Source organism: Pseudomonas sp. MS01C9 (genome assembly GCF_058202755.1).
Map to the genome: position 1 here is coordinate 2,608,368 of NZ_CM177073.1, position 23,087 is coordinate 2,631,454.

Here is a 23,087-nt window from a genome sequence, read left to right on the forward strand (position 1 = left end):
CGTCTGAGCTTGTGAACGGATCATTCATTCACGAGGTTCAGCCCATGTCCCGTCCCTGTCCATTCCTGCGTCCCGCTGCCCAGGGCTTTGCCATGACCTTATTGGTGATGCTGGCCGGTTGTGGGTTGTCTTCCCGAGAGGCCCCCAAGCCGGTCGAACCGGTGGCTCCCAGCCCGGTGCTACAAAACGAGGCTGCCCACACTCGCCAACCGCTGACCAAGCGCATGGCCGCCCCGGTATCGGTGGTCGCCCCGAGTGTGGCGAACGATGCCATCGTCGGGGATTACCGCACCGAACCGCGGGAGCAATACGAGAAGCTGCCGGATAACCCTGTCCATAGTGTCGCCGAAACCCCCGTGTCGACCTTCGGTGCGGATGTCGACACCGGCAGCTATGCCAATGTGCGACGTTTCCTCAATCAGGGCCGCCTGCCGCCTGAAGGCGCTGTGCGACTGGAGGAAATGGTCAACTACTTTCCCTACGATTACGCGCTGCCCACCGACGGCTCGCCGTTCGGCGTGACCACCGAGGTAGCACCCTCGCCCTGGAATCCTCATACCCGTCTGCTGCGCATCGGCATCAAGGCTTCCGATCGTGCGGTGGCGGAGCTGGCGCCGGCCAACCTGGTCTTTCTGGTGGACGTTTCCGGTTCCATGGATCGTCGCGAGGGCCTGCCGCTGGTCAAAAGCACCTTGAAGCTACTGGTGGACCAACTGCGCGACCAGGATCGTGTGTCCCTGGTGGTGTATGCCGGCGAATCGCGGGTGGTGCTCAAACCCACCTCGGGTCGGGACAAGGCCAGGATCCGCACTGCCATCGATCAACTGAACGCGGGCGGTTCCACCGCTGGCGCCTCGGGCATCGAGCTGGCGTACCAGCTGGCCCGGGAGAGCTATATCGACAACGGCATCAACCGCATCCTGTTGGCTACCGATGGCGACTTCAACGTCGGCATCAGTGACTTCGACAGCCTCAAGCAGATGGCGGTGGACCAGCGCAAAAGCGGCGTGTCCCTGACCACGCTGGGTTTTGGCGTGGATAACTACAACGAACACCTGATGGAGCAACTGGCCGACGCCGGGGATGGCAATTACGCCTACATCGACAACCTGCTCGAAGCGCGCAAGGTGCTGGTGGACCAGCTCAGCTCGACCCTGGCGGTGGTGGCGCGGGATGTGAAGCTGCAAGTGGAGTTCAACCCGGCCCAGGTCAGCGAATACCGTTTGCTCGGTTATGAGAACCGTGCACTGAAGCGCGAGGATTTCAACAACGACAAGGTCGATGCCGGCGAAATTGGTGCCGGGCACACCGTGACGGCGTTGTATGAAATCGTGCCCAAGGGCGAGCAGGGTTGGCTGGAGCCGTTGCGCTACGGCAGCGTTGCCAGGCAGGACGTTCAATCGGGGGAGCTGGCCATGTTGCGGGTACGCTACAAGCCCGCCGAGGGCGGTGTCAGCCGGTTGATCGAGCATCCTGTGGTTGCGGCGCAGGAAAAGGGCGAGGCCAGCGAAGACTTGCGCTTCTCGGCCGCCGTGGCCGCCTTCGCCCAGCAGCTCAAGGGCGATGGACGCTACACTGGCGCCATGAGCTTGAAGGACACCGCTCGACTGGCCCGCTCCGCCCGGGGCGATGACCCGTTCGGGCTGCGTGCCGAGTTCGTGCAGATGGTCGAGTTGGCCCAGAGCCTCAAGCCTGCGGCCAAGCACTGATCCCAAGCACAACGAGGACCAACTGTGGGAGCGAACCTGCTCGCTCCCACAGTTGGCCCTTGTTGTCTGCAAGACTGCGTCCACACCGAAAGGAGTTCGCCACCCACATGCCCGCTACGATGGATTCTCCCAGCGACGAATCGCTGCTGGCCCGTTACCGCAACGGCGACGGGGCATGTTTTGAAGCTTTGTACGCCCGCCATCGGCAGGGGCTTTATCGTTTCCTACTGTCATTGAGCAACAAGGCCGAGCTGGCCGAAGAGGTCTTCCAGGACACCTGGCTCAGCCTGATCCGCAGTTCCACCCAGCCACAAGGACAGGCGAGTTTTCGTACCTGGTTGTTCCAGATTGCGCGCAATCGCTTGATCGACCACTGGCGCAAACACGGCGTTCATAACCCGCTGCACGACAGCTACGACGAACAGCTTCACAGGCAACCCGACGACGCCGACGGTCCCGAGCGGCAGTTGAGCCTGAGTCGCGACCAGGCTCGCCTGGACGCTGCCTTGCAGGCCCTGCCCGAGGATCAGCGGGAAGTCTTCCTGTTGCGCCTGCACGGCGAACTGGAACTGCCACAGATCGCTACCCTGACCGGCGCCCCGCTGGAAACGGTGAAAAGCCGCCTGCGTTACGCCCAGCAGAAATTGCATCGGCTGCTGGCCGATGAGGTACCCGCATGAACGACTCCAGACACACCCAGGATCCCCAGGACGACCTGATGATCGAGCATTTTCGCGAACATGCCGGCGGCGAGCCGCCCGCCTCGCTGGACGCATTCATCCTGGCCGCCGCCCGCCGCGAGGCGCCGGCACCCAAGCCGAGCCTGTGGCAACGCTGGCTGCAGGTCTGCCAACGGCCACGCTGGCAAATGGCATTCGCCACGGTCGCCGGCGTCGCGCTGATGATCGGGTTGGTGATGCGTTCACCGATGCCCCACGATGAGCTGGTCGCGCCGGCCTCGCTGGATGATTCCGCCGACCGCCAGGCACCGGTCACTGCCGCCGCGCCAGCACCTGCCATGCCGGCGCCTGCGCCGATGGCCCGCATGGCCCCCCAGGTCGAGATGGCCCCGGCTCCGGACAGCCTCGCCGGCCAACTACAGGCGCATAAGCCTGCGGCGAAGATGAGCAAGCGGGCCTCCGTCGCACTGCCGTCGCTGGAGGAAGAATTGGCGGACGTCCTGCGCCTGCGCCAAGCGGGAGAGGCCCGGGCGGCGGATGAAAAGCTGCTGGCGCTGCACAAGCGCTTTCCCGAGGAGGATCTGCCTGCCCGATTGGAGGCGTTGCGAAAGCGTTAGGGCCCGATGATCTCCCACGCTCTGCGTGGGAGATTCAAATCATTCTTCCTTAAGCGCCGTTTCGTAACTGGCAGAGAAAGTTGTCAGATCCGTGCCCAGAACGAAACACAAATCTCGCAACTGAACTGTATCCAACCTTCTCACCCCTCGCTCCACATCACTCATGAACGACTGTGGTCTGCCAAGTGCCGTTGAACACTGCGCTTGAGTCAGCCCAGACTCGACTCGCATGCGCTTGAGAACTTGAAGAAAAATCTCATGTTCTCGTCGGTAGATGGCTTTGGTCATGGCTGCGTCCGTTGTGATTCACCTTGTCACGCTATATCTGCTTTTCGGATATCTGAATTTCAGTTATTTTGTGTGGGCGCGATGGATCGAGGAGCGCGATTTCTGGTTGCACGTGCGGCCGGTATCGAATCCTTGCAGATAAGGCACAGCTCCCGGTATGGAAGCTGTCGCCGGTTACCCATAGACTGACAAGGAGTCACAACACATGTCGCATTACATACCGCTGCAAACCAATAACCCCGAATGCCCAGTCCTGCTGATCGATAGCCAAATGCCTACCGCGATGCTGGTTGACAGCGCGCTCATCCGTATCAGGGCTGGGACGGACCTGCTGGAAAGCATCACTTCAGTCACGATCAAGGGCATCGATGATGGTGATTTGTATCGATTCACCAATGCAGCGTATCTGCTCCTGCGAGAGGGTCGGATCTGCTTGAGGTGGTAAGTCGCAATGTCGATGGGACGGGCAGGGTGGAGCTGTAAGCCGTCCGTTACGTCCTTGGCGTTACAAATGCAGACGTAGCGGGATCATATGAGCGGAACTATACTCGCCAGCATGAAAAAGCTGATGCTCGAACTCGACGGAACCGACCCAAGCAAGCTCTCGATGGCTCGCTTGACGGATTATCTGTGTGAGCTCGCTGAGCTTTTTGGCTCGCAGGATAATGTTCATTTTGACTCTGTCACCGAAGGCTGTGTCTGCCTGAATACATGGGTGGAGGATGAGAAATATCCCCACGTGTTGAACAGAGTGCGCGAAGCGGCTCAGGGAATCGGTCCTAAGCGGGCCAGAAAAGCGTATCAGCAGCTATCCACACTGATGGAGCAAGATCGAGTGGATGGTGTCTTGCAAGCAGCGGATGCGAACATTCTTCAATTTCCCAAAGCCAAGGCGGCTTCTCCTCCCATGATCGTCATTAAACAAGGTAGCGTCCAGGGACGCTTGTATGTGGTAGGCGGGAAGGATGAGACGGTTCCTGTTCGGCTTGAGGGGGCTGGTGGCGAAACGCTTCTTTGTGAAGCCGATACGGCATTGGCTGAACAACTGGGCAAGTTGTTGTTCAAGCACGTCCGGGTTCACGGGAAGGGGGAGTGGGAAAGTCGGCCGCATGGTGGCTGGCGGTTGCGAAAAATGTTCATTCAGTCTTACGAGAAGCTCGAAAAAACCTCTTTGCGTAGCGCTGTTACCCAGCTCAAAGAACTGGGTGGTATCACTTGGAGCGAGATGGATGACCCCCATGGAACGATTCAGAACCTAAGGGGGTGAGGTGCGTATAGTTCTTGATACCAACGTTCTCGTCCAAGCCTTGGGAAATGCAAAGGACGGTATCGTCTTGGTTGATCCCGCAACGGGTCAGGGTGTTGATAGGGCGGAAGCTAGAGCTGAAGCCCTAATCGAACTGGTCGACACAAGAGGCGGGACCGTGTTGATCCCAACGCCTGCGCTGGCTGAGTATCTGGTCGGCATTGATCGGGATTTTCATCAGAGCCACCTTGATGTCATAAACGGCCTTTCATGTTTTGAAATCGTATCGTTTGATCAGATCGCAGCGGTTGAATGCGCTCGAATGGTTGATGACAACGAGCTGAAGGTGCTTGATCCGGCAGCAACGAAAGCCAAGTTACGTTTCGATCGTCAGATCATTGCTACTGCCCTGGCAACCAACGCTGATGAAATCTGGACTCATGATGCGGGACTGTATTCAAAGGCTCAGAAGTGTGGGCTTGTGGTGAGGTCTTTGGGAGATATTGAGCCAGCCCCCGAGCAGCTTGAGGTCAATCTCGACGCCTGAAACTCATTGGTACGCGGACACCGGGATTTATTGGTTTCGTTATCAAGCGGAGCATGAAAACGATCAACAAAAAAGCCCCAAGTCTCACGACTTGGGGCTTTTTTGATTCATATGGCGCACCAGGCGGGATTCGAACCCACGACCCCTGCCTTCGGAGGGCAGTACTCTATCCAGCTGAGCTACTGGTGCAACGCGGGCGCCATGATACTCATAAGCATGCCGGGCGTCCATGCTGCTGATTCGCCGGTGTTTTCCTGCCCTTGGGCGGGCATCGGCTACGCTGATCAGAAAAAACAGGCAAATTCGGCTTTTTCGTTCTTTTTTTCGAACAGCCTATTGTCCTTCACCCCTATCGGCCCTAGGATTCGTTTGAGATTTCAAACGCTCTTGTCTGGGTGCTGAACCGCACGTCTATGCTTGTTGTGCGTTATTTCTGTGCTTCAGCCCGGTGAATGATTTCCCTGACGGCAGCCCATAAGGCGCCTTTCTACAACTCTAATTCGCTCCGCGTGCGCGCGGTGCTGTTAAGGAAAGCCGACATGCAGCTTAAAGACACCCAGTTGTTCCGCCAGCAAGCCTTTATCGATGGCGCTTGGGTCGATGCGGACAATGGTCAGACAATCAAAGTCACCAACCCGGCTACGGGCGAAGTGCTGGGCACGGTGCCGAAGATGGGCGCTGCCGAAACCCGTCGCGCGATCGAAGCCGCCGACAAGGCGCTGCCGGCCTGGCGTGCCCTGACCGCCAAGGAACGCGCCAACAAGCTGCGCCGCTGGTATGAACTGCTGATCGAAAATCAGGACGACCTCGGTCGCCTGATGACCCTGGAGCAGGGCAAGCCGTTGGCCGAAGCCAAGGGCGAAATCGTCTATGCCGCTTCCTTCATCGAATGGTTCGCCGAAGAAGCCAAGCGCATCTACGGCGACGTGATTCCCGGGCACCAGCCCGACAAGCGCCTGATCGTGATCAAGCAGCCGATCGGCGTGACCGCCGCCATCACCCCTTGGAACTTCCCGGCTGCGATGATCACTCGCAAGGCCGGCCCGGCCCTGGCCGCGGGTTGCACCATGGTCATCAAGCCGGCGTCCCAGACGCCATTCTCGGCCCTGGCCCTGGTGGAGCTGGCGCACCGTGCCGGCATTCCACAGGGTGTACTGAGCGTGGTCACCGGCAGCGCCGGCGACATCGGTGGCGAGCTGACCAGCAACCCCATCGTGCGCAAGCTGTCGTTCACCGGCTCCACCGAGATCGGTCGCCAGCTGATGGCCGAATGCGCCAAGGACATCAAGAAAGTCTCCCTGGAGCTGGGCGGCAACGCGCCGTTCATCGTGTTCGACGACGCAGACCTGGATAAGGCCGTCGAAGGCGCGATCATCTCCAAGTACCGCAACAACGGCCAGACCTGCGTCTGCGCCAACCGTCTCTACATCCAGGATTCGGTGTACGACGCCTTCGCGGAAAAACTCAAGGCGGCAGTGGCCAAGCTCAAGATCGGCAACGGCCTGGACGATGGCACCACCACCGGTCCGCTGATCGATGAAAAAGCCGTTGCCAAGGTGCAGGAACACATTGCCGATGCCGTCGGCAAAGGCGCGACCGTATTGGCCGGTGGCAAGCCGATGCAAGGCAACTTCTTCGAGCCGACCATCCTGACCAATGTGCCGAAAGACGCTGCCGTGGCCAAGGAAGAAACCTTCGGCCCGCTGGCGCCGCTGTTCCGCTTCAAGGACGAAGCCGAAGTGATCGCGATGTCCAACGACACCGAGTTCGGCCTGGCTTCCTACTTCTATGCCCGCGACCTGGGCCGTGTGTTCCGCGTGGCCGAGGCCCTGGAATACGGTATGGTCGGCGTCAACACCGGGTTGATTTCCAACGAAGTCGCGCCGTTCGGCGGCATCAAGGCTTCGGGCCTGGGCCGTGAGGGTTCCAAGTACGGCATCGAGGACTACCTGGAAATCAAGTACCTCTGCCTGGGTATCTGATCCGCTTCAAGCGCAAAGGGCACGAGAGCGCTGTCCCTTTGCGTGCTTCACCCGTTCTGTTTCTTGCGGCCGGAACCCCGCGACAGTCGATCATCGCATGCTGTCGCCATGGCCTCCCCGCCGCGTATTCCTTTACCCGCGCCGCCCTGAGCTGCGAATGAGGACTGTAATGAGCAAGACTAACGCTGACTTGATGGCCCGCCGCACCGCTGCTGTTCCCCGTGGTGTCGGCCAGATCCACCCGATCTTCGCCGAATCCGCGAAGAACGCTACGGTAACCGACGTCGAAGGCCGTGAATTCATCGACTTCGCCGGTGGCATCGCCGTGCTGAACACCGGCCACGTGCATCCGAAGATCATCGCCGCGGTGACCGAACAGCTGAACAAGCTGACCCACACCTGCTTCCAGGTCCTGGCCTACGAGCCGTACGTGGAACTGTGCGAAAAAATCAACGCCAAGGTGCCCGGTGATTTCGCCAAGAAAACCCTGCTGGTGACCACCGGTTCGGAAGCCGTGGAAAACGCCGTGAAGATCGCCCGTGCCGCCACCGGCCGTGCCGGTGTGATCGCCTTCACCGGTGCTTACCACGGTCGCACCATGATGACCCTGGGCCTGACCGGCAAGGTCGTACCGTACTCGGCCGGCATGGGCCTGATGCCAGGCGGCATCTTCCGCGCGCTGTACCCGAACGAGCTGCACGGCGTGAGCATCGACGATTCCATCGCCAGCATCGAGCGCATCTTCAAGAACGACGCCGAGCCACGTGACATCGCCGCGATCATCATCGAGCCGGTACAGGGCGAGGGTGGCTTCTATGTGGCGCCCAAGGAATTCATGAAGCGTCTGCGCGCCTTGTGCGACCAGCATGGCATCCTGTTGATCGCGGACGAAGTCCAGACTGGCGCCGGCCGTACCGGTACCTTCTTCGCCATGGAACAGATGGGCGTTGCCGCCGACCTGACCACGTTCGCCAAATCCATCGCCGGCGGCTTCCCGCTGGCCGGTGTGTGCGGCAAGGCCGAATACATGGATGCCATCGCACCGGGTGGCCTGGGCGGTACCTACGCCGGTAGCCCGATTGCCTGCGCCGCCGCGCTGGCGGTAATGGAAGTCTTCGAAGAAGAACACTTGCTCGATCGTTGCAAGGCCGTGGGCGAACGTCTGGTCAGTGGTCTGAAGGCCATCCAGAAGAAGTACCCGGTGATCGGCGAAGTCCGTGCCCTGGGTGCGATGATCGCCGTGGAGCTGTTCGAGGATGGCGACTCCCACAAGCCGAACGCTGCGGCTGTGGCGCAGGTGGTGGCCAAGGCTCGCGACAAGGGGCTGATCCTGCTGTCCTGCGGTACCTACGGCAACGTCCTGCGCGTGCTGGTGCCACTGACGTCGCCGGATGAGCAACTGGACAAGGGCCTGGCCATCATCGAAGAGTGCTTCTCCGAACTCTGATGCTCCGGGCTGTGCGTTGATCCACAAAAAACCCGCTGCGAAGCGGGTTTTTTCATGCCTGGGTGCTGATGCCGGGATTTTGAGCTGTCTGGAATGGCTGCCATTGTCTAAGGTGCATGTATGGCAAGGGAGCGATGCTGCATGACTGCTGTGGATTTACCTGCTGTACCCCGTGTTCTGATCGCCGAGGCCGACCCGGCGTCCCGGGAGCTGCTGGAGGAGGTGCTCTCGCACGTGCGCTGCGATGCGCAGGTGGACACCTGTGACGAAGGGCGCAAGGCCCTTGAGCTGCTGGCGCACAGTCCCTACGACCTGGTGATCGCCGACTGGGAACTGCCGGGCGTGGATGGCCTGAGTATCCTGCGCGGGCTGCGCAACCAGCAACGCACGCCGGTATTGCCGTTCATCCTGGTGAGCCGGCGCAACGACACCGCCAGCGTGCGTGAGGTGTTGCCGCTGGCGCCGACGGCGTATCTGACCAAACCTCTGAACCGGGAAAACCTGACCCAGCGTCTGCAAGGCTTGTTGGTGAGCGGTGCGCAAGAAGCCCCTGGCGATGTGCCGGCTCCCGGCACGGCGCAGACCCTGGGTGCGTTTCTCGAACGTCGGCGCGATCTGTCCGAAGGCGCGCCGCTGCTGGCCGATGTGCAAGTGGCGATCAAGCGCAGCCTCAACCCCGGCGGACTGGACCTCAAGCTGCTGGAGGAGGAGCTGCGCACCGATCCGCAGATCACCGCCGTGCTGATCGCGGCGGCCAACAGCGCCGCCCAGCATCAGGGCGGCGGACCGGTGCAGACTGTCGCCCAGGCATTGCACCAGCTCGGCACCGGCCAGAGCATGAACCTGATCCTCGGCCTGACGCTCAAACGCTGTGCCCGACTCAGCGTCCCATGCCTGGCAGAGTACGCCGAACGTTATTGGGCGTTGTCGCTGCACACCGCCGAGTATGCCCGGACAATCGCCCGGTTGCTGGACCTGGAGCCGGAGCGCTGTTATTGCGCCGGGCTGCTGCATCGCCTGGGCGAGCTGGCGGTGCTGCGTTGCCTGGAGGAGTGGAAGCAGGCCGGTGGCGAACTGGATGAGCCGGAAGAAGTGGGAAACGCGCTGGAACGGCATGGCGCCGGCTTCGGCTCGGCATTGCGTACCCGCTGGCGCCTGCCGTTGGAACTGCGGGAGCTGATCGCGGCGGTCTATGGTCTCGGGGGCGGGGTGTATTCGCGTGAAGCGCTGGTGATGAACATGGCGGCGCAGATGGCCCGCCTGACCGAGCACGAGGGGCTCGAAGAACTGGCTCGAGGCCGTACGGCGCGTTTGCTGAAGATCGGGTTGCCTGAGTTGATGCGCTTGCGCCGAAAATAGGCTGACCCGCCAACTCTCCAGGACGCAGGTTACTCAGGCGGCGATGATGCGATTCTTGCCCTGGCGCTTGGCCTCGTACATGGCGGCGTCGGCGCGGGAGAACAGGTTGTCGAGGGACTGGTCTTCGTCGGTGATGCCTGTCAGGCCCTGGCTGACGGTAATCCCGAAGCCCTGCTCCCCATTGCGGAAGGTCAGGCGCTGGATTTCCCTCTGCAGACGCTCGGCCACCTGCATCGCCATGTCTGGAGGGCAGCCGGGAAACACCGCCGCGAATTCTTCGCCGCCAATGCGCCCGAACAGGTCGCCACGTCGGAGCACGGTCCGCCCGCATTCGGCGATTTTCTGCAACACGATATCCCCTTCCTGATGGCCGTACGTGTCGTTGATCACCTTGAAATCATCGATATCCAGCAACAGGAAGGCCATGGGGGTTCCCTGCAGTCGTGCCTGCTCGAATTCGCGGTGGGCGCATTCGAAGAAGTGTCGACGGTTGCTGCTCTGGGTCAGCACATCGGTGGTGGCCAACCGTTGCAGCTCGCTTTCCAGCAGCTTCTTTTCGGTGATGTCTTCGGCGATGCCGACCACGATCACCGGTTGTCCCGAGTCGGCCTGGCGGTTGATGAAGCATTTGTCGCTCAGCCAGCGGATCTGGCCGTCGGCGGCGATGATGCGGTATTCGCGGTCTTCCACGGCCCCCTTCACCAGGACTTCGGCCAGGCTGCGTTCGGCGTAGTCCAGGTCGTCGGGATAGATTGCATCGCGCCACTCATTGAAATCAGCCAGTACCAGGCCGGCGGGGCGACCGAAGATCCGCTCGTAGGCGGGGCTGACGTACAGTAGCTGCCGGGTTTCCCAGTTGAACGCCCAAAGCACCGCATTGACGCTGACCAGCAACGAGCTGAACAGTTGTTCGCGTTCGCTCAGGCGCGCCACCTCGCCCTTGGCATGCATGAGCGCCATGAGCATCTGGGCCGCTTCCGGCCAATGAGGTTGGGATGAATCCTGCAGGTTCTTGTCGACCATCGGCACAAATCTCAAAGAGCGTGCAGTGTTATAGGTTCGCACGCGCTTGCTCCAAAGCCCGCCTGGATGGCGAAGTGCTCTTGAGATAGGGGATTGCGGGCGAAGTTCCTTTTCAGGCGACGAAGGGCGGGGGCAGTCAACCAAGTCATGACTGCTGAACCTGTGGCGAGGGGTTCATCCCCTCACCACAGATGAGTGTCAGGCCGTGGCGGGACGCAGCGAGTAGGTCTTGAGCTGGTCGGCAAAGTCCCGCAGGGACTGGATGCCGCTGGCTTCGGCTTCGTGGACCCACTCCTTGATGGCCGCGAGCATGTCGTGGCCATTGCTGCTTGTCTTGACCCAGATCTGCTGCAAGGCCAGCCGTTTCTCGTAGATTGTCTTCAGCGCCTGGCTGTGCTCCAGCATGTTCTGGATGCGCACATGGTGGCGGTCATCCAGCAGGCTGGTTTCCCGCGACAGCAGGCGTTTGGCCCGGTGGAACTGGTGGCGTACCGAGTGATCGACCTTTTCCAGCTCCTGCTTGACCAGCGGCGCGATGACCAGCCGGCGGTACTGGGCCATGATCTGGAAGCGGTTGTTGAGGATCGCCATGGCGGTGTCCATGTCCAGGTGCCCCTTGCCCTTGATCCGGTGGGCGATGGGCGCGACCCGCTGGACCTTGGCCAGGCCCAGGAAGCTGAATACCCGAATCCAGGCCCAGCCCAGGTCGAATTCCCACTTGCGAACCGACAGCTTGGCGGAATTGGGGTAGGTGTGGTGGTTGTTGTGCAACTCTTCGCCGCCGATCAGGATGCCCCAGGGCACCAGGTTGGTGGCCGCGTCGCGGCACTCGAAATTGCGGTAGCCCACGGCATGGCCCAGGCCATTGACCACGCCGGCGGCCCAGACCGGAATCCACATCATCTGGATGGCCCAGATGGTGATGCCGATGGTGCCGAACAGCAACAGGTCGATCAGGCCCATGAGTGCCACGCCCAGCAGCGGGAAGCGACTGTAGAGATTGCGCTCGATCCAGTCCTCGGGGCAGTTCTTGCCGTAGATGCGCAGGGTCTCCGGGTTTTCCGCCTCGGCGCGGTACAACTCGGCGCCTTTGCGCAGCACGGTGGAGAGCCCCTTGACGACCGGGCTGTGGGGATCGTCGACGGTTTCGCACTTGGCGTGGTGCTTGCGGTGGATGGCGGTCCACTCGCGGGTGTTCTGCCCTGTGGTCAGCCACAGCCAGAAACGGAAGAAATGTTTGAGACCGGCATTGAGCTCCAGGGAGCGATGAGCCGAATAACGGTGCAGGTAGACCGTGACGCTGATGATCGTGACATGGGTCATCAGCAGGGTGACCGCCACCAGTGACCAGGGCGACAAGCCAAGAAAACCTTCGTACCACATAGGCTATAGGGCCCTCGATAAAGATAGAAACAGCCGCTGCATTATCTCCAGCCCTGCAGATAAAACCAGTCGGCCTTTCAGATAAGAGTGGCAGAATGTTTCTTCCTCTATAATCCCGGCCTCTTGGTAGGGACATGGACGACCGATGACTGTTTATCACCGTATTGCCTTGCGGGGCACACTGCTCTATCTCGTGCTGTCAGTCGTCTGGCTGCAGTTGGTTGGTTATTTATTGAGCAGTTTCTTCGATCAATCCGCCGACAGGCTTCGTTGGCAATTGATCAACGGCTATACCTGGATCCTGATCAGCGCCGGGCTGATGTTCCTTGTATGGGTACGCAGATCCCGGGCGGTGGGAGAGGGTGTGCCGCGCGCCGATCGCGAGCGCCTGCGCCAGGCTGCCGCTGTCTTCGATTGCACCCGCGAAGGGGTGCTGGTGACAGACCGCGACGGCCTGATCGTGCACGTGAACCGAGCCTTCATGGCGATCACCGGTTATGACCGGGGCGAGGTGCTGGGCCAGCGTCCGAGCCTGTTCAAGTCAGGCCGTCACGGCCTGGACTTCTACCAGGACATGTTTGCATCCCTGGCAAACAACGGTGAGTGGAGCGGCGAGATCTGGAACCGGCGCAAAAGCGGTGAGATCTACCCGCAATGGCAGACGATCCGCGCCATAACCGACGACAGCGGCCAAGTCAGCCAATACGTCGCGGTGTTTTCCGACATCAGTGCGATCAAGGATTCTCAACATGAGCTGGCCCACCTGGCCCATTACGACCCGCTGACAGGCCTGCCCAACCGCGTGCTGTTCACCGACCGTGCGGAACAGGCCCTGGCCTCGGCGCAACAGCACAAGCGTGGTTGTGCGCTGCTGCTGGTGGACCTGGATCATTTCAAGAACATCAACGACAGCCTGGGGCACACCATCGGCGATGAGTTGCTCAAAGGCGTGGCCGAGCGCTTCCGCGGGCTTTTCGCGCCGGGCGTCACCCTGGCGCGCCTGGGCGGCGACGAATTCGCCGTGCTGCTGGAAAACTGTTCCCAGCCCGGCCAGGCGGCAGTCCTTGCCCAGCGCATCCTCGATGGCTTGAGAGAGCCGTTGCGGCTCGACGGCCATGCCCTGTTCATCAATGCCAGCATTGGCATCAGCCTGTTTCCCGGCGATGCCCTGAACGCCGGGCAACTGCTGCGCAATGCCGACTCGGCGCTGTTCAAGGCCAAGAGTGCCGGACGCGACGGCTACGCCTTGTACACCGAAGAACTCACCGCCCATGCCCAGCAACGTGTGGAAATCGCTTCCGAACTGCGTCGCGCCCTCCAGCAGCAGGAATTGCGGGTGCATTACCAGCCAGTGCATGACCTGACCTCCGGTCGCCTGATCGGTGTCGAGGCGCTGGTGCGCTGGGAGCATCCTGTGCGTGGGCTGATATCGCCGGCGGGGTTCATTCCCATCGCCGAGCGCACCGGCCTGATCGCCCAGATCGATGCCTGGGTCATGGCCAAGGCCTGCCAGCAGATGTGCCAGTGGCAGCGGGAGGGCGTGGTGCTGTCGTTCGTCGCGGTAAACGTATCCAGTCGATTGTTTGCCCATCGCGAACTGTATGAACAGGTCGCCAGTGTGCTGCATGACACGGGTCTGGATCCGGCGTTTCTGGAGCTGGAAGTGACTGAAAGCGCGGTGATGGATGACCCTGAGGTGGCGCTGGAGCAGATGCATCGCTTGCGGGAATTGGGCGTGCGGCTGGCGATCGACGATTTCGGCACCGGCTATTCGTCGTTGTTGCGGCTCAAGCGCTTGCCGGTGCAGAAACTCAAGATCGACCAGGGCTTTGTCGCCGGGTTGCCGTGGGATGAGGATGACGCGGCCATCGTCCGGGTGATCATCGCCCTGGCCCGCAGCATGGGCATGCAGGTGCATGCCGAAGGCATCGAGCAGCGCGAGCAGGCGGCTTTCCTGCTGGAGCAGGGCTGCGGATTGGGCCAGGGCTACTGGTTCGGCCGGCCCGTGCCCATGCAGCAACTGGATTGGGCGCACGCTCCAGCCATCGCCTGAGGCTACAGAAGGCTGCTCGCAATGGCGGATCGGCAGGGGAAAAGCGCCTGGCTCCTGATGAGCAGGCTCGCTTCTGACGCTACCTGAAAATTGGTTATATAAAAATTCTTAAATAGTATTTTTAAGAATATCCCGCCTTATCTAGTATGGCTCCCACGCCACGCGCAGTGCCGCCCACTGCCCGGCATTCATTCAAGGAGCAGCATGATGAGCGCATCCCTACGTAGCGTTGACGGCCAGGACGAAGCAACCATTTTGCGGGAGATCCAGAGCGCATTGCGCGATCTGCGTTTCGGCGCGGTGGAAATCACCGTGCATAACGCGCAGGTGGTCCAGATCGAGCGCAAGGAAAAATTCCGTCTGCAGCAGCCCAGTCATAAACCGAGCTGAAGGATCGCCGCCTGCGGCTGCCTCTACCGGGGGCTTGGCGTAGAGAGCTGCCGCAGGCAGCGGTCTTTTCTTCGGGCAAGTCGATTTCAAAAAGCCATAAAAACCAGAATCCCAGGAGCTTTCACCATGTCGTCGATTCGTCGTTATGCCTTGGCCGCACTGGCCAGCGCTGTTTTCGCGGGTTCCGCGGTTGCCAAGGATTACGAGCTGCTCAATGTGTCCTACGACCCGACTCGCGAGCTGTATCAGGATTACAACGCCGAATTCGCCAGTTTCTGGAAGAAAGCGCACCCGGACGACACCGTGAAGATCCAGCAATCCCATGGTGGTTCGGGCAAGCAGGGCCGGGCGGTGATCGATGGGCTGCGGGCCGACGTGGTGACCCTGGCCCTGGCCGGGGATATCGACGAAATCGCCAAGCTGGGCAAGTCCCTGCCGGCGGACTGGCAGACGCGCCTGCCTGAGGCCAGCACGCCCTACACCTCCACCATCGTATTCCTGGTGCGCAAGGGCAACCCCAAGGGCATCAAGGACTGGGGCGACCTGATCAAGAACGACGTGTCGGTCATTACCCCGAATCCCAAGACCTCCGGCGGCGCTCGCTGGAACTTCCTCGCAGCCTGGGCCTATGGCCTGAAGGCCAATGGCGGAGACGAAGCCAAGGCCAAGCAATACGTGCAGGCATTGTTCAAGCACGTACCTATCCTCGACACCGGTGCCCGCGGCTCGACCATTACGTTTGTGAACAACGGCCAGGGCGATGTGCTGCTGGCCTGGGAAAACGAAGCCTTCCTGGCATTGAAAGAGGACGGTGGCGCCGACAAGTTCGACATCGTCGTCCCATCGCTGTCGATCCTTGCCGAACCACCGGTGGCGGTGGTGGACAAGAACGCCGAGAAAAAGGGCAACCTGGAGATCGCCGAAGCGTACCTCAAGCACCTCTATAGCCCGGCCGGACAGGAAATTGCCGCGAAGAACTTCTATCGTCCCCGGGACAAGGAAGTGGCGGCCAAGTACGCCCGGCAGTTCCCGAAACTGGAGCTGGTGACCATCGACAAGGACTTCGGTGGCTGGAAAACCGCCCAGCCGAAGTTCTTCAACGATGGCGGCGTGTTCGACCAGATCTATCAGGCGCAGTAAGCTGCGGTCTGTCTTAGTGTCTGCCAGTTAAGCCACAAACTGTGGGGGCGAGCTTGCTCGCGATGGCGTCGGTTCACGCATCGATGTTGGCTGATGCACCGCTATCGCGAGCAAGTTCGCTCCCACAGCAAACCAAGGACCTCTATGTCGCGTCGCATATCCCCCGTCATACCCGGCTTCGGGCTGACGCTGGGCTACACCCTGGTGTACCTCAGTCTGATTGTGCTCATACCGCTGGCGGCCATGTTCGTGCATGCCGCCCAACTCACCTGGGATCAGTTCTGGACGATCATTTCGGCGCCACGAGTGCTGGCGGCGCTGAAACTCAGTTTCGGCACGGCACTGTGTGCCGCGATCATCAATGGCGTGATCGGCACGCTGCTGGCCTGGGTGTTGGTGCGCTACACCTTTGCAGGCCGCAAGGTCATCGACGCGATGATCGACCTGCCATTCGCCCTCCCCACCGCCGTGGCCGGTATCGCCCTGACCGCCTTGTATGCGCCGACCGGCCTGGTCGGCCAGTTCGCCACCGACCTGGGCTTCAAGATCGCTTATACCCCGCTGGGCATCACCCTGGCGCTGACTTTCGTGACGCTGCCGTTCGTGGTGCGTACGGTACAGCCGGTGCTGGCCGATATTCCCCGTGAGGTGGAAGAGGCGGCGGCCTGTCTCGGTGCCAAGCCCTGGCAGGTGTTCCGCCACATCCTGATGCCGGCGTTGCTGCCAGCCTGGCTGACCGGCTTCGCCCTGGCCTTTGCCCGTGGCGTGGGCGAATACGGCTCGGTGATTTTCATCGCCGGCAACATGCCGATGAAAACCGAGATCCTGCCGTTGCTGATCATGGTCAAGCTCGATCAATACGACTACACCGGCGCCACCTCCATCGGTGTGCTGATGCTGGTGGTTTCCTTCGTCCTGTTGCTGCTGATCAACTTGCTGCAGCGGCGCATCGAAACCCCTTGAGGAGGCGCGAAAATGTCCCAATCGTCCATTGCCGCCGCTTCCACCAACGCAGCCCGTCGCGGCAGCGCGGTTTCGCGGCGCATCCTGATCGGCCTCGGCTGGCTGATCTTTGCACTGTTTTTGCTGTTGCCGTTGTTCATCGTGGTGTCCCAGGGCCTGAAGTCGGGCCTGGGGACGTTCTTCGCGGCGATCCTCGAACCCGACGCCCTGTCGGCGCTCAAGCTTACGGTGATCGCGGTGCTGATCTCGGTACCGTTGAACCTGGTATTCGGCGTCAGTGCCGCCTGGTGCGTGAGCAAATACTCGTTCCGCGGCAAGAGCATGCTGGTGACCCTGATCGACCTTCCATTTTCGGTATCGCCGGTGATCGCGGGCCTGGTCTACGTGCTGATGTTCGGCGCCCAGGGCCTGTTCGGACCGTGGCTGTCGGACCGTGACATCCAGATCGTGTTCGCCTTGCCGGGCATCGTGCTGGCGACAATTTTCGTCACCGTTCCGTTCGTGGCCCGGGAGCTGATCCCGCTGATGCAGGAACAAGGGACCCAGGAAGAAGAAGCCGCGCGCCTGCTGGGGGCCAATGGCTGGCAGATGTTCTGGCATGTCACCGTGCCGAACATCAAGTGGGGCCTGATCTACGGCGTGGTGCTGTGTACCGCCCGGGCCATGGGCGAGTTCGGCGCGGTGTCGGTGGTGTCCGGGCACATTCGCGGGGTGACCAACACCCTGCCGCTGCACGTCGAGATTCTCTACAACGAATACAACCATGTGGCCGCGTTCGCCGTGGCGAGCCTGTTGCTGATCCTGGCGCTCTTGATCCTGCTGCTCAAGCAGTGGAGCGAAAACCGAATCAACCGCCTGCGCGCCAGCGCCGCGGAGGAATAAGTCATGTCCATCGAAGTCCGTAACGTCAGCAAGAATTTCAATGCCTTCAAGGCCCTGGACAATATCAGCCTGGACATCCAGAGCGGCGAGCTGGTAGCGCTGCTGGGCCCGTCGGGTTGTGGCAAGACCACGCTGCTGCGGATCATCGCCGGCCTCGAAACCCCTGACCAGGGCAACATCGTGTTCCACGGCGAGGACGTGTCCGGCCATGACGTGCGTGATCGCAATGTCGGTTTCGTGTTCCAGCACTACGCTTTGTTCCGCCACATGACGGTATTCGACAACGTCGCCTTCGGCCTGCGGATGAAGCCCAAGAACCAGCGTCCGAACGAAAGCCAGATCGCGACCAAGGTTCACGAACTGTTAAACATGGTGCAACTGGACTGGCTCGCCGATCGCTACCCCGAGCAGCTGTCCGGCGGCCAGCGCCAGCGTATCGCCCTGGCCCGCGCCCTGGCAGTGGAACCGAAGGTGCTGTTGCTGGACGAACCATTCGGTGCCCTCGATGCCAAGGTCCGCAAGGAGCTGCGTCGCTGGCTGGCGCGGCTGCACGAGGATATCAACCTGACCTCGGTGTTCGTGACCCACGACCAGGAAGAAGCCATGGAAGTGGCTGACCGGATCGTGGTGATGAACAAGGGGGTGATCGAGCAGATCGGCTCGCCGGGGGACGTCTACGAGAACCCGGCCAGCGATTTCGTGTACCACTTCCTCGGCGACTCGAACCGCCTGCACCTGGGTGAGGATCGGCATGTGCTGTTCCGTCCCCATGAAGTCTCGCTGTCGCGCTCGGAACTGGAAGACCACCATGCCGCCGAGGTGCGGGATATCCGTCCGCTGGGGGCGACCACCCGGGTGACTCTGAAAGTGGAAGGCCAGAGCGAGCTGATCGAAGCCGAAGTGGTGAAGGATCACGACAGCCTGGTGGGCCTGGCCAAGGGCGAGACGCTGTTCTTCAAGCCGAAGGTCTGGCAGAAAGTCGCCAACCTGTGAAGGCGGCGCTGATCCCTGGGGGAGCAAGCCCGCAATGGATCGGCCTCGTGGGCAGATTCCGGATTCACTTCAATCCTTGTGTGGGAGCGAGGCTCGCCTGCGATGGCGTCCTCGCTGTTCGCTGCGATCCGAATAATGCCGCCTGGCTTTGCTTCGATTGATTCTATTTCTGCCGCAATTCTCTCATCAAACCCTACCTAGACTCTGACCTGCCAGGAGGCAAGTAAGAGTCCACGACGGACCGGTGATTTCTCCTGGCACCCTGATGCCAAGGAGAGAAAGCATGAGAATGGAAGTCAGTCGGCATGGCCCGCTGGGCTGTGCCTTGTTGAGTGTATTGCTGTGCCCGTCCGCCAGCGCCGCCCCCGCGCTATCACCGCAGATACCCTTCGATGTCACGGCCACCCAACCGATCTCGCTGGCCAGCCTGCAGGACAATTTCGACACGCTGTCGTGGCAGACCTTCATCGCCCTGAACTGGCCTGCGCTGGATAACGGCGCTCCCGACACCGGCACTTCCATCGGGAAACAGGATGGAGCCACGGTCTGGGAGAGCTGGAAGGAGAGCTACCAGATCTTTCGTGCCAAGGGGCAGGCGCCCTTGCCCTGGGACGCTCCGGCGACACTTCCTGAAGTCTGCAAGCAGCTCAAGCCGGGCCGCCTGTTGCAACAGATGGGCAAGGTCCCCGACGTGCTGGATGAGTTCATCCAGCCCTTCGAAAGCGGCCCGCTGGTGGATCAGAACGGTGTCTATACGCGCAACGAAATCGTGGTCAATCAATCGATGTTCAACGGTATCGTCGACAACGGTCTGTACAGCATCGAAGGCCAGCAGAAGTTCTTCGCCAGCAACCCGAAAAACGCGGTGGCGTTCAGTTGTGGCTCCAACGACACGAGCCAGGTCGGTTCCGTGATGGTGAAGGCCTCGTGGAAGGTGCTGGGTGCCAATGACCGCCCGCAGGATTTCCACACGGTCGATGCGTTGGTCTACACGCCGGGCAACAGCGATCCGAGCCACGGGCCGATTGTCGAAGAGTCGTGTGCCTCCCAGTCGGTCGGATTGGTGGGCCTGCACATCGTCCACAAGACCGCCAGCGCACCGCAGTGGGTCTGGTCGACATTCGAGCATGTGAACAACGTGCCGGAGCAATCCACCCCAGTGGCGCAGCGGACAGGGCCGTACCTGTTCTACAACGCCGCCAGCGACAGTACGATCAACCAGCCCCCACCACGGCCCTGGAACCCGGCTGTCAAGGCGACACCTTCGCAGATCGTGCGCGAGGTGCCGTTGACCGACGCCACCAAGGCCTTGAACACCACCTACCAGGCGCTGCTGCGCACGGTCAATCCGCAGAGTGTGTGGGCCAATTATCAATTGATCAGCACCCAGTGGCCGACCGCTACACCACAGCCCGACTGCCAGATCTCGGCCGCCAACCCCCTGGGCAATCCTGCTCCGTCGTTCCTGGCCAATGCCACGTTGGAAACCTACATCCAGGGCACCACGCCCCAGGCTTCCTCCAGCTGCATGGCTTGCCATGGCAACGCCGCTACTCATGTCACCGAATCCCCGCGTACCAGCTTCGCGGACTTCACCTATTTGCTCGAACGCGCACAGTCCACCACCGGACAAGGAGCCAAGCAATGAGCGTTGACCTGGACAATTTCGTCGGCCTGTCGTCGGCCCTGACCGGTATTCCCGTCGAACGCCTGGCGCCACAGCTCGATCCGGTGGGTTTGCCGCCGCTTTTTCTCGATTACGTCACCCCACGGATCACCCACGCGGTACTCGACCCGCTGCTGGCGCAATACGCCACGCTGGCGGCCGACAAGGTGCCGCCGGACGAGATCGCCCGGCGCGTGCTGATGGCCGGGACTGCGCCGGCGGCGACCCAGGCCGCGCAAGCCGCGCGAGCCATCATGAAACTGTGGTTTCTGGGTGTGTGGTACCAACCCTATGACGCCGGTAACTACAAAAAGGGTGACTCGGCGGTGGTATCCGACCAGGCCTACATCTACAGCTGGGCGTGGAAAGTGGCCCAGGCCCACCCCATGGGTTACAGCGAATCGTTCTTCGGCTACTGGAATGAACAGCCGTCGAGCCTGGAGGACCTGACCGGCGTACCCGCCAGCACGTCTTCCAAAGCACAACAAGGAGACCGGTCATGACTATTGAACAAGCCGAAGTAGTGATCGTAGGCGCCGGGTTGGCGGGCAGTATCGTTGCCTATCAACTGGCCATGGCCGGCGTGGAGGTGCTGGTGCTCGAGTCGGGACCGGAGATTCCTGCCAATCGGACGCAATACCTGGAGCGGTTCTACACCACCACGCTGAAAACCCCCGAATCGCCCTATCCACCGGTCACCACCCTGGACCCGCCCCGCAACCCGGCCGGCCAGAACGCCCCGCGTGCGACCATCGCCGACCTGATCCTGGGATGGGACAAACCAGAGGTCAGTTACCTGGTGCAAAAGGGCCCGATGCCTTTCACCAGCACTTATGAGCGAGTCGGCGGCGGGACCACCTGGCACTGGGTCGGAACCTGCCTGCGCATGGTGCCGAACGATTTTCGCCTGCGATCCCTATACAACGTCGGGGTGGACTGGCCTATCGGCTACGATGATCTGCAGAGCGCCTATTGCCGGGCCGAAGCGGAAATCGGCGTCTCGGCCAACGTCGCCGACCAGGCCTACCTGGGCATGACGTTTCCCGAGGGCTATGAATTTCCCATGCACAGCATTCCGTTGTCCTTGGTCGACGGCAGCTTTGTCGCGGCGGTGACGGGGCAGACCTTCGATGGCTTGCCGCTGGTGGTCAGCCCGACGCCGGCCGGACGCAACTCCCAACCCTACGCGGGGCGCCGGGTGTGTGCCGGCAATACCAACTGCACACCGATCTGCCCGATCCAGGCCAAGTACGACGCCACCGTGACGATGAACAAGGCCCTGGCCACCGGCAAGGTCAAGGTGCTGTACAGGACGGTTGCCACCAAGTTGAACGTAGGGTTGGACGGCACCATCTTCGGTGTGGAATTCAAGCAGTATCAATTGGGTGATGGACCGATGACCGGCTTTGGCGAGGCCATTGCTCAACGTTATGTCATCGCCGCCCATGCCATCGAAACCCCCAAGCTATTGCTCAACTCCGTCACGCCCGCCTGGCCCAAGGGCGTGGCCAACAGCAGCGGTCAGGTGGGGCGTAACCTGGCCGACCACCCGATCTACCTGGCTTGGGGGCTGATGCCTGAAGGCAAGGCGATTTTTCCCTACCGTGGCCCCCTGTCCACCGCGGGTATCGAGAGCTTGCGTGACGGTGCCTTTCGCAGCGAACGCGCGGCGTGGCGTATCGAGATCGGCAACGAGGGCTGGAACTGGCCGGCAAACGATCCCTACGACACGGTGGCCGATTTTATCGACGGTACGAACAACAACGGCGTCAACCCGGTGAAGTCGGACCAAGACTCCAAAGCCGCTACCGAGGCGCTTTATGGAACAGCGCTGGTGCAAAAACTCAACGACATCTTCGTCCGGCAGTTCCGCATCGCGTTCCTGGTGGAGCAGGTGGAAGACGATCCGGATAACGCCAAGTGCTACATCGTGCCGTCGGCCGACTACAAGGACCTGCTCGGTATCCCCCGGCCGGAAATCCACTATGAATTGTCCAAGTACACCCAGAAGGGGTTCCTGGAAGCAAAACGGCTGGCCACTCACATTATCAAAGACCTGCTCGGCGCCGTGGAGCTGACCAAACCGCTTACGCCAGGGACGTTCACTTACGGAAACGAACCTATGAGCTTCCAAGGTGCCGGGCACCTGATGGGTACCTATCGCATGGGCAGTGACCCGGCCACATCGGTGGTCGACAAGGACCAGCGCAGTTGGGACCACAAGAACCTGTTCCTGGTGGGCGATGGTGTTTTTCCCAGTAGCGGGACCTCGAATCCGAGCCTGACCATCGCAGCGTTGTCGTTCCTGGCCGCAGACACCGTGGCCAACGACCTGAAGGCGGTGACGATGCAGGTCCAATCCAACGTCGCCTGGCAGGGCACCGGTGTGCAGGTCAACGGGTTGGTGCCGCGCCTGGTTCGCTACGTCAGCGGTTTATGGTGTGCCAGCCCGCAAGGCGGCAATGTCGATGGGAAGGGTGGTTCGAGGCACATCGACTACAGCAGCTATGCCTTGCCCGGTGCTGCCGAAGGCGCCCTGATCGGTCGTGTGGGCAATGGCGGAGCGCCGTTCCTGGTAGGGGATCTGGCGCAGGTTCCAGGAAACCAGCAAGGGGAACTGCAACTGTGCATCAATGATGATTTGACCGGGCAGCACGGAGCTGGCTTGAGCGATAACACCGGCGCCCTGACCATCCGGGTCGAGTTCGGTGCGCTGTAA

At 61.2% G+C, this 23,087-nt stretch carries 21 protein-coding genes and 1 tRNA gene; 18 read left to right on the forward strand and 4 right to left on the reverse strand.

Annotated elements, in window-relative coordinates; genetic code table 11:
* Positions 1-44 precede the first annotated feature (44 nt).
* The 3 genes from AC1M7R_RS12040 to AC1M7R_RS12050 all read left to right on the forward strand — a co-directional run bounded on the left by AC1M7R_RS12040 (position 45) and on the right by AC1M7R_RS12050 (position 3,006).
* A complete protein-coding gene (locus AC1M7R_RS12040) occupies positions 45-1,709 on the forward strand; it encodes a vWA domain-containing protein (RefSeq protein ID WP_076405787.1) in 1,665 nt (554 codons plus the stop codon).
* A gap of 107 nt (positions 1,710-1,816) precedes the next feature.
* Positions 1,817-2,389: an RNA polymerase sigma factor gene (locus AC1M7R_RS12045; protein WP_072398963.1), complete on the forward strand. Its 573-nt coding sequence runs from the start codon at positions 1,817-1,819 to the stop codon at positions 2,387-2,389.
* The gene (locus AC1M7R_RS12050) at positions 2,386-3,006 is read left to right on the forward strand and encodes a hypothetical protein (protein WP_490610425.1); all 621 of its coding nucleotides are present in this window, start codon (positions 2,386-2,388) and stop codon (positions 3,004-3,006) included. Before AC1M7R_RS12045 ends, AC1M7R_RS12050 begins: the two co-directional genes overlap by 4 nt.
* Before the next feature lie 39 nt (positions 3,007-3,045).
* Here the strand turns inward: AC1M7R_RS12050 and AC1M7R_RS12055 are convergent, their stop codons facing one another.
* Positions 3,046-3,294: a helix-turn-helix domain-containing protein gene (locus AC1M7R_RS12055; RefSeq protein WP_165888003.1), complete on the reverse strand. Its 249-nt coding sequence runs from the start codon at positions 3,292-3,294 to the stop codon at positions 3,046-3,048.
* Between the two features lie 205 nt (positions 3,295-3,499).
* Between AC1M7R_RS12055 and AC1M7R_RS12060 the strand changes: the two genes are divergently transcribed.
* The 3 genes from AC1M7R_RS12060 to AC1M7R_RS12070 all read left to right on the forward strand — a co-directional run bounded on the left by AC1M7R_RS12060 (position 3,500) and on the right by AC1M7R_RS12070 (position 5,087).
* Positions 3,500-3,739: a hypothetical protein gene (locus AC1M7R_RS12060; RefSeq protein ID WP_490610426.1), complete on the forward strand. Its 240-nt coding sequence runs from the start codon at positions 3,500-3,502 to the stop codon at positions 3,737-3,739.
* Between the two features lie 111 nt (positions 3,740-3,850).
* Positions 3,851-4,561 carry a hypothetical protein gene (locus AC1M7R_RS12065; RefSeq protein WP_243750491.1) on the forward strand — a complete coding sequence of 237 codons (711 nt, stop codon included), beginning with the start codon at positions 3,851-3,853 and terminating at the stop codon, positions 4,559-4,561.
* 1 nt (position 4,562) lies between these two features.
* Entirely contained in the window at positions 4,563-5,087 is a 525-nt protein-coding gene (locus AC1M7R_RS12070; RefSeq protein WP_165888000.1) for a PIN domain-containing protein, read from the forward strand.
* 112 nt (positions 5,088-5,199) lie between these two features.
* Here AC1M7R_RS12070 and AC1M7R_RS12075 read toward each other — a convergent pair.
* Positions 5,200-5,276, reverse strand: a tRNA-Arg gene (locus tag AC1M7R_RS12075).
* 350 nt (positions 5,277-5,626) lie between these two features.
* Here AC1M7R_RS12075 and gabD point away from each other — a divergent pair.
* From gabD to AC1M7R_RS12090, 3 genes are all read left to right on the forward strand, one after another.
* Positions 5,627-7,069, forward strand: coding sequence for an NADP-dependent succinate-semialdehyde dehydrogenase (gene gabD / locus AC1M7R_RS12080; protein ID WP_072398965.1), 1,443 nt, complete (start codon positions 5,627-5,629; stop codon positions 7,067-7,069).
* A gap of 169 nt (positions 7,070-7,238) precedes the next feature.
* On the forward strand, positions 7,239-8,516 hold the full coding sequence (gene gabT / locus AC1M7R_RS12085; RefSeq protein ID WP_072398966.1) for a 4-aminobutyrate--2-oxoglutarate transaminase: 1,278 nt from the start codon (positions 7,239-7,241) through the stop codon (positions 8,514-8,516).
* Positions 8,517-8,657: 141 nt separating this feature from the next.
* A complete protein-coding gene (locus AC1M7R_RS12090) occupies positions 8,658-9,875 on the forward strand; it encodes an HDOD domain-containing protein (RefSeq protein WP_072398967.1) in 1,218 nt (405 codons plus the stop codon).
* A 33-nt stretch (positions 9,876-9,908) separates the two neighbouring features.
* On the opposite strand, the gene AC1M7R_RS12095 is transcribed toward AC1M7R_RS12090, so the two are convergent.
* Both AC1M7R_RS12095 and desA read right to left on the reverse strand, forming a co-directional pair.
* On the reverse strand, positions 9,909-10,898 hold the full coding sequence (locus tag AC1M7R_RS12095; protein WP_072398968.1) for a GGDEF domain-containing protein: 990 nt from the start codon (positions 10,896-10,898) through the stop codon (positions 9,909-9,911).
* A 198-nt stretch (positions 10,899-11,096) separates the two neighbouring features.
* Positions 11,097-12,281 (reverse strand): delta-9 fatty acid desaturase DesA, encoded by a 1,185-nt coding sequence (gene desA, locus AC1M7R_RS12100; RefSeq protein WP_072432196.1) that lies wholly within the window; start codon positions 12,279-12,281, stop codon positions 11,097-11,099.
* Between the two features lie 145 nt (positions 12,282-12,426).
* Between desA and dibA the strand changes: the two genes are divergently transcribed.
* The 9 genes from dibA (at position 12,427) to AC1M7R_RS12145 (ending at position 23,087) form a co-directional block, all read left to right on the forward strand.
* The gene (dibA, locus tag AC1M7R_RS12105) at positions 12,427-14,334 is read left to right on the forward strand and encodes a phosphodiesterase DibA (RefSeq protein WP_072398970.1); all 1,908 of its coding nucleotides are present in this window, start codon (positions 12,427-12,429) and stop codon (positions 14,332-14,334) included.
* Positions 14,335-14,541: 207 nt separating this feature from the next.
* Positions 14,542-14,724 carry a sulfur starvation response protein OscA gene (gene oscA, locus AC1M7R_RS12110; protein WP_003186967.1) on the forward strand — a complete coding sequence of 61 codons (183 nt, stop codon included), beginning with the start codon at positions 14,542-14,544 and terminating at the stop codon, positions 14,722-14,724.
* Positions 14,725-14,850: 126 nt separating this feature from the next.
* Positions 14,851-15,864, forward strand: coding sequence for a sulfate ABC transporter substrate-binding protein (locus AC1M7R_RS12115; RefSeq protein WP_072398971.1), 1,014 nt, complete (start codon positions 14,851-14,853; stop codon positions 15,862-15,864).
* A gap of 144 nt (positions 15,865-16,008) precedes the next feature.
* A complete protein-coding gene (cysT, locus tag AC1M7R_RS12120) occupies positions 16,009-16,827 on the forward strand; it encodes a sulfate ABC transporter permease subunit CysT (RefSeq protein WP_072398972.1) in 819 nt (272 codons plus the stop codon).
* Between the two features lie 12 nt (positions 16,828-16,839).
* Complete coding sequence (gene cysW / locus AC1M7R_RS12125; protein ID WP_072398973.1) at positions 16,840-17,709, forward strand: sulfate ABC transporter permease subunit CysW; 870 nt, start codon at positions 16,840-16,842, stop codon at positions 17,707-17,709.
* Positions 17,710-17,712: 3 nt separating this feature from the next.
* Entirely contained in the window at positions 17,713-18,702 is a 990-nt protein-coding gene (locus tag AC1M7R_RS12130; protein ID WP_072398974.1) for a sulfate/molybdate ABC transporter ATP-binding protein, read from the forward strand.
* A gap of 283 nt (positions 18,703-18,985) precedes the next feature.
* Positions 18,986-20,350: a cytochrome C gene (locus AC1M7R_RS12135; RefSeq protein ID WP_072432198.1), complete on the forward strand. Its 1,365-nt coding sequence runs from the start codon at positions 18,986-18,988 to the stop codon at positions 20,348-20,350.
* Positions 20,347-20,871: a sorbitol dehydrogenase gene (locus tag AC1M7R_RS12140; RefSeq protein WP_076405783.1), complete on the forward strand. Its 525-nt coding sequence runs from the start codon at positions 20,347-20,349 to the stop codon at positions 20,869-20,871. The genes AC1M7R_RS12135 and AC1M7R_RS12140 overlap by 4 nt, the downstream gene beginning before the upstream one ends.
* The gene (locus AC1M7R_RS12145) at positions 20,868-23,087 is read left to right on the forward strand and encodes a GMC family oxidoreductase (protein ID WP_490610427.1); all 2,220 of its coding nucleotides are present in this window, start codon (positions 20,868-20,870) and stop codon (positions 23,085-23,087) included. The genes AC1M7R_RS12140 and AC1M7R_RS12145 overlap by 4 nt, the downstream gene beginning before the upstream one ends.

Excerpts from the sequence above, each read along its gene's own strand:
- AC1M7R_RS12040 (WP_076405787.1), top strand. The coding sequence starts at position 45 with ATGTCCCGTCCCTGTCCATTCCTGCGTCCCGCTGCCCAGGGCTTTGCC.
- AC1M7R_RS12045 (WP_072398963.1), top strand. The coding sequence starts at position 1,817 with ATGCCCGCTACGATGGATTCTCCCAGCGACGAATCGCTGCTGGCCCGT.
- AC1M7R_RS12050 (WP_490610425.1), top strand. The coding sequence starts at position 2,386 with ATGAACGACTCCAGACACACCCAGGATCCCCAGGACGACCTGATGATC.
- AC1M7R_RS12055 (WP_165888003.1), bottom strand. The coding sequence starts at position 3,294 with ATGACCAAAGCCATCTACCGACGAGAACATGAGATTTTTCTTCAAGTT.
- AC1M7R_RS12060 (WP_490610426.1), top strand. The coding sequence starts at position 3,500 with ATGTCGCATTACATACCGCTGCAAACCAATAACCCCGAATGCCCAGTC.
- AC1M7R_RS12065 (WP_243750491.1), top strand. The coding sequence starts at position 3,851 with ATGAAAAAGCTGATGCTCGAACTCGACGGAACCGACCCAAGCAAGCTC.
- gabD (WP_072398965.1), top strand. The coding sequence starts at position 5,627 with ATGCAGCTTAAAGACACCCAGTTGTTCCGCCAGCAAGCCTTTATCGAT.
- gabT (WP_072398966.1), top strand. The coding sequence starts at position 7,239 with ATGAGCAAGACTAACGCTGACTTGATGGCCCGCCGCACCGCTGCTGTT.
- AC1M7R_RS12090 (WP_072398967.1), top strand. The coding sequence starts at position 8,658 with ATGACTGCTGTGGATTTACCTGCTGTACCCCGTGTTCTGATCGCCGAG.
- AC1M7R_RS12095 (WP_072398968.1), bottom strand. The coding sequence starts at position 10,898 with ATGGTCGACAAGAACCTGCAGGATTCATCCCAACCTCATTGGCCGGAA.
- desA (WP_072432196.1), bottom strand. The coding sequence starts at position 12,281 with ATGTGGTACGAAGGTTTTCTTGGCTTGTCGCCCTGGTCACTGGTGGCG.
- dibA (WP_072398970.1), top strand. The coding sequence starts at position 12,427 with ATGACTGTTTATCACCGTATTGCCTTGCGGGGCACACTGCTCTATCTC.
- oscA (WP_003186967.1), top strand. The coding sequence starts at position 14,542 with ATGAGCGCATCCCTACGTAGCGTTGACGGCCAGGACGAAGCAACCATT.
- AC1M7R_RS12115 (WP_072398971.1), top strand. The coding sequence starts at position 14,851 with ATGTCGTCGATTCGTCGTTATGCCTTGGCCGCACTGGCCAGCGCTGTT.
- cysT (WP_072398972.1), top strand. The coding sequence starts at position 16,009 with ATGTCGCGTCGCATATCCCCCGTCATACCCGGCTTCGGGCTGACGCTG.
- cysW (WP_072398973.1), top strand. The coding sequence starts at position 16,840 with ATGTCCCAATCGTCCATTGCCGCCGCTTCCACCAACGCAGCCCGTCGC.
- AC1M7R_RS12130 (WP_072398974.1), top strand. The coding sequence starts at position 17,713 with ATGTCCATCGAAGTCCGTAACGTCAGCAAGAATTTCAATGCCTTCAAG.
- AC1M7R_RS12135 (WP_072432198.1), top strand. The coding sequence starts at position 18,986 with ATGAGAATGGAAGTCAGTCGGCATGGCCCGCTGGGCTGTGCCTTGTTG.
- AC1M7R_RS12140 (WP_076405783.1), top strand. The coding sequence starts at position 20,347 with ATGAGCGTTGACCTGGACAATTTCGTCGGCCTGTCGTCGGCCCTGACC.
- AC1M7R_RS12145 (WP_490610427.1), top strand. The coding sequence starts at position 20,868 with ATGACTATTGAACAAGCCGAAGTAGTGATCGTAGGCGCCGGGTTGGCG.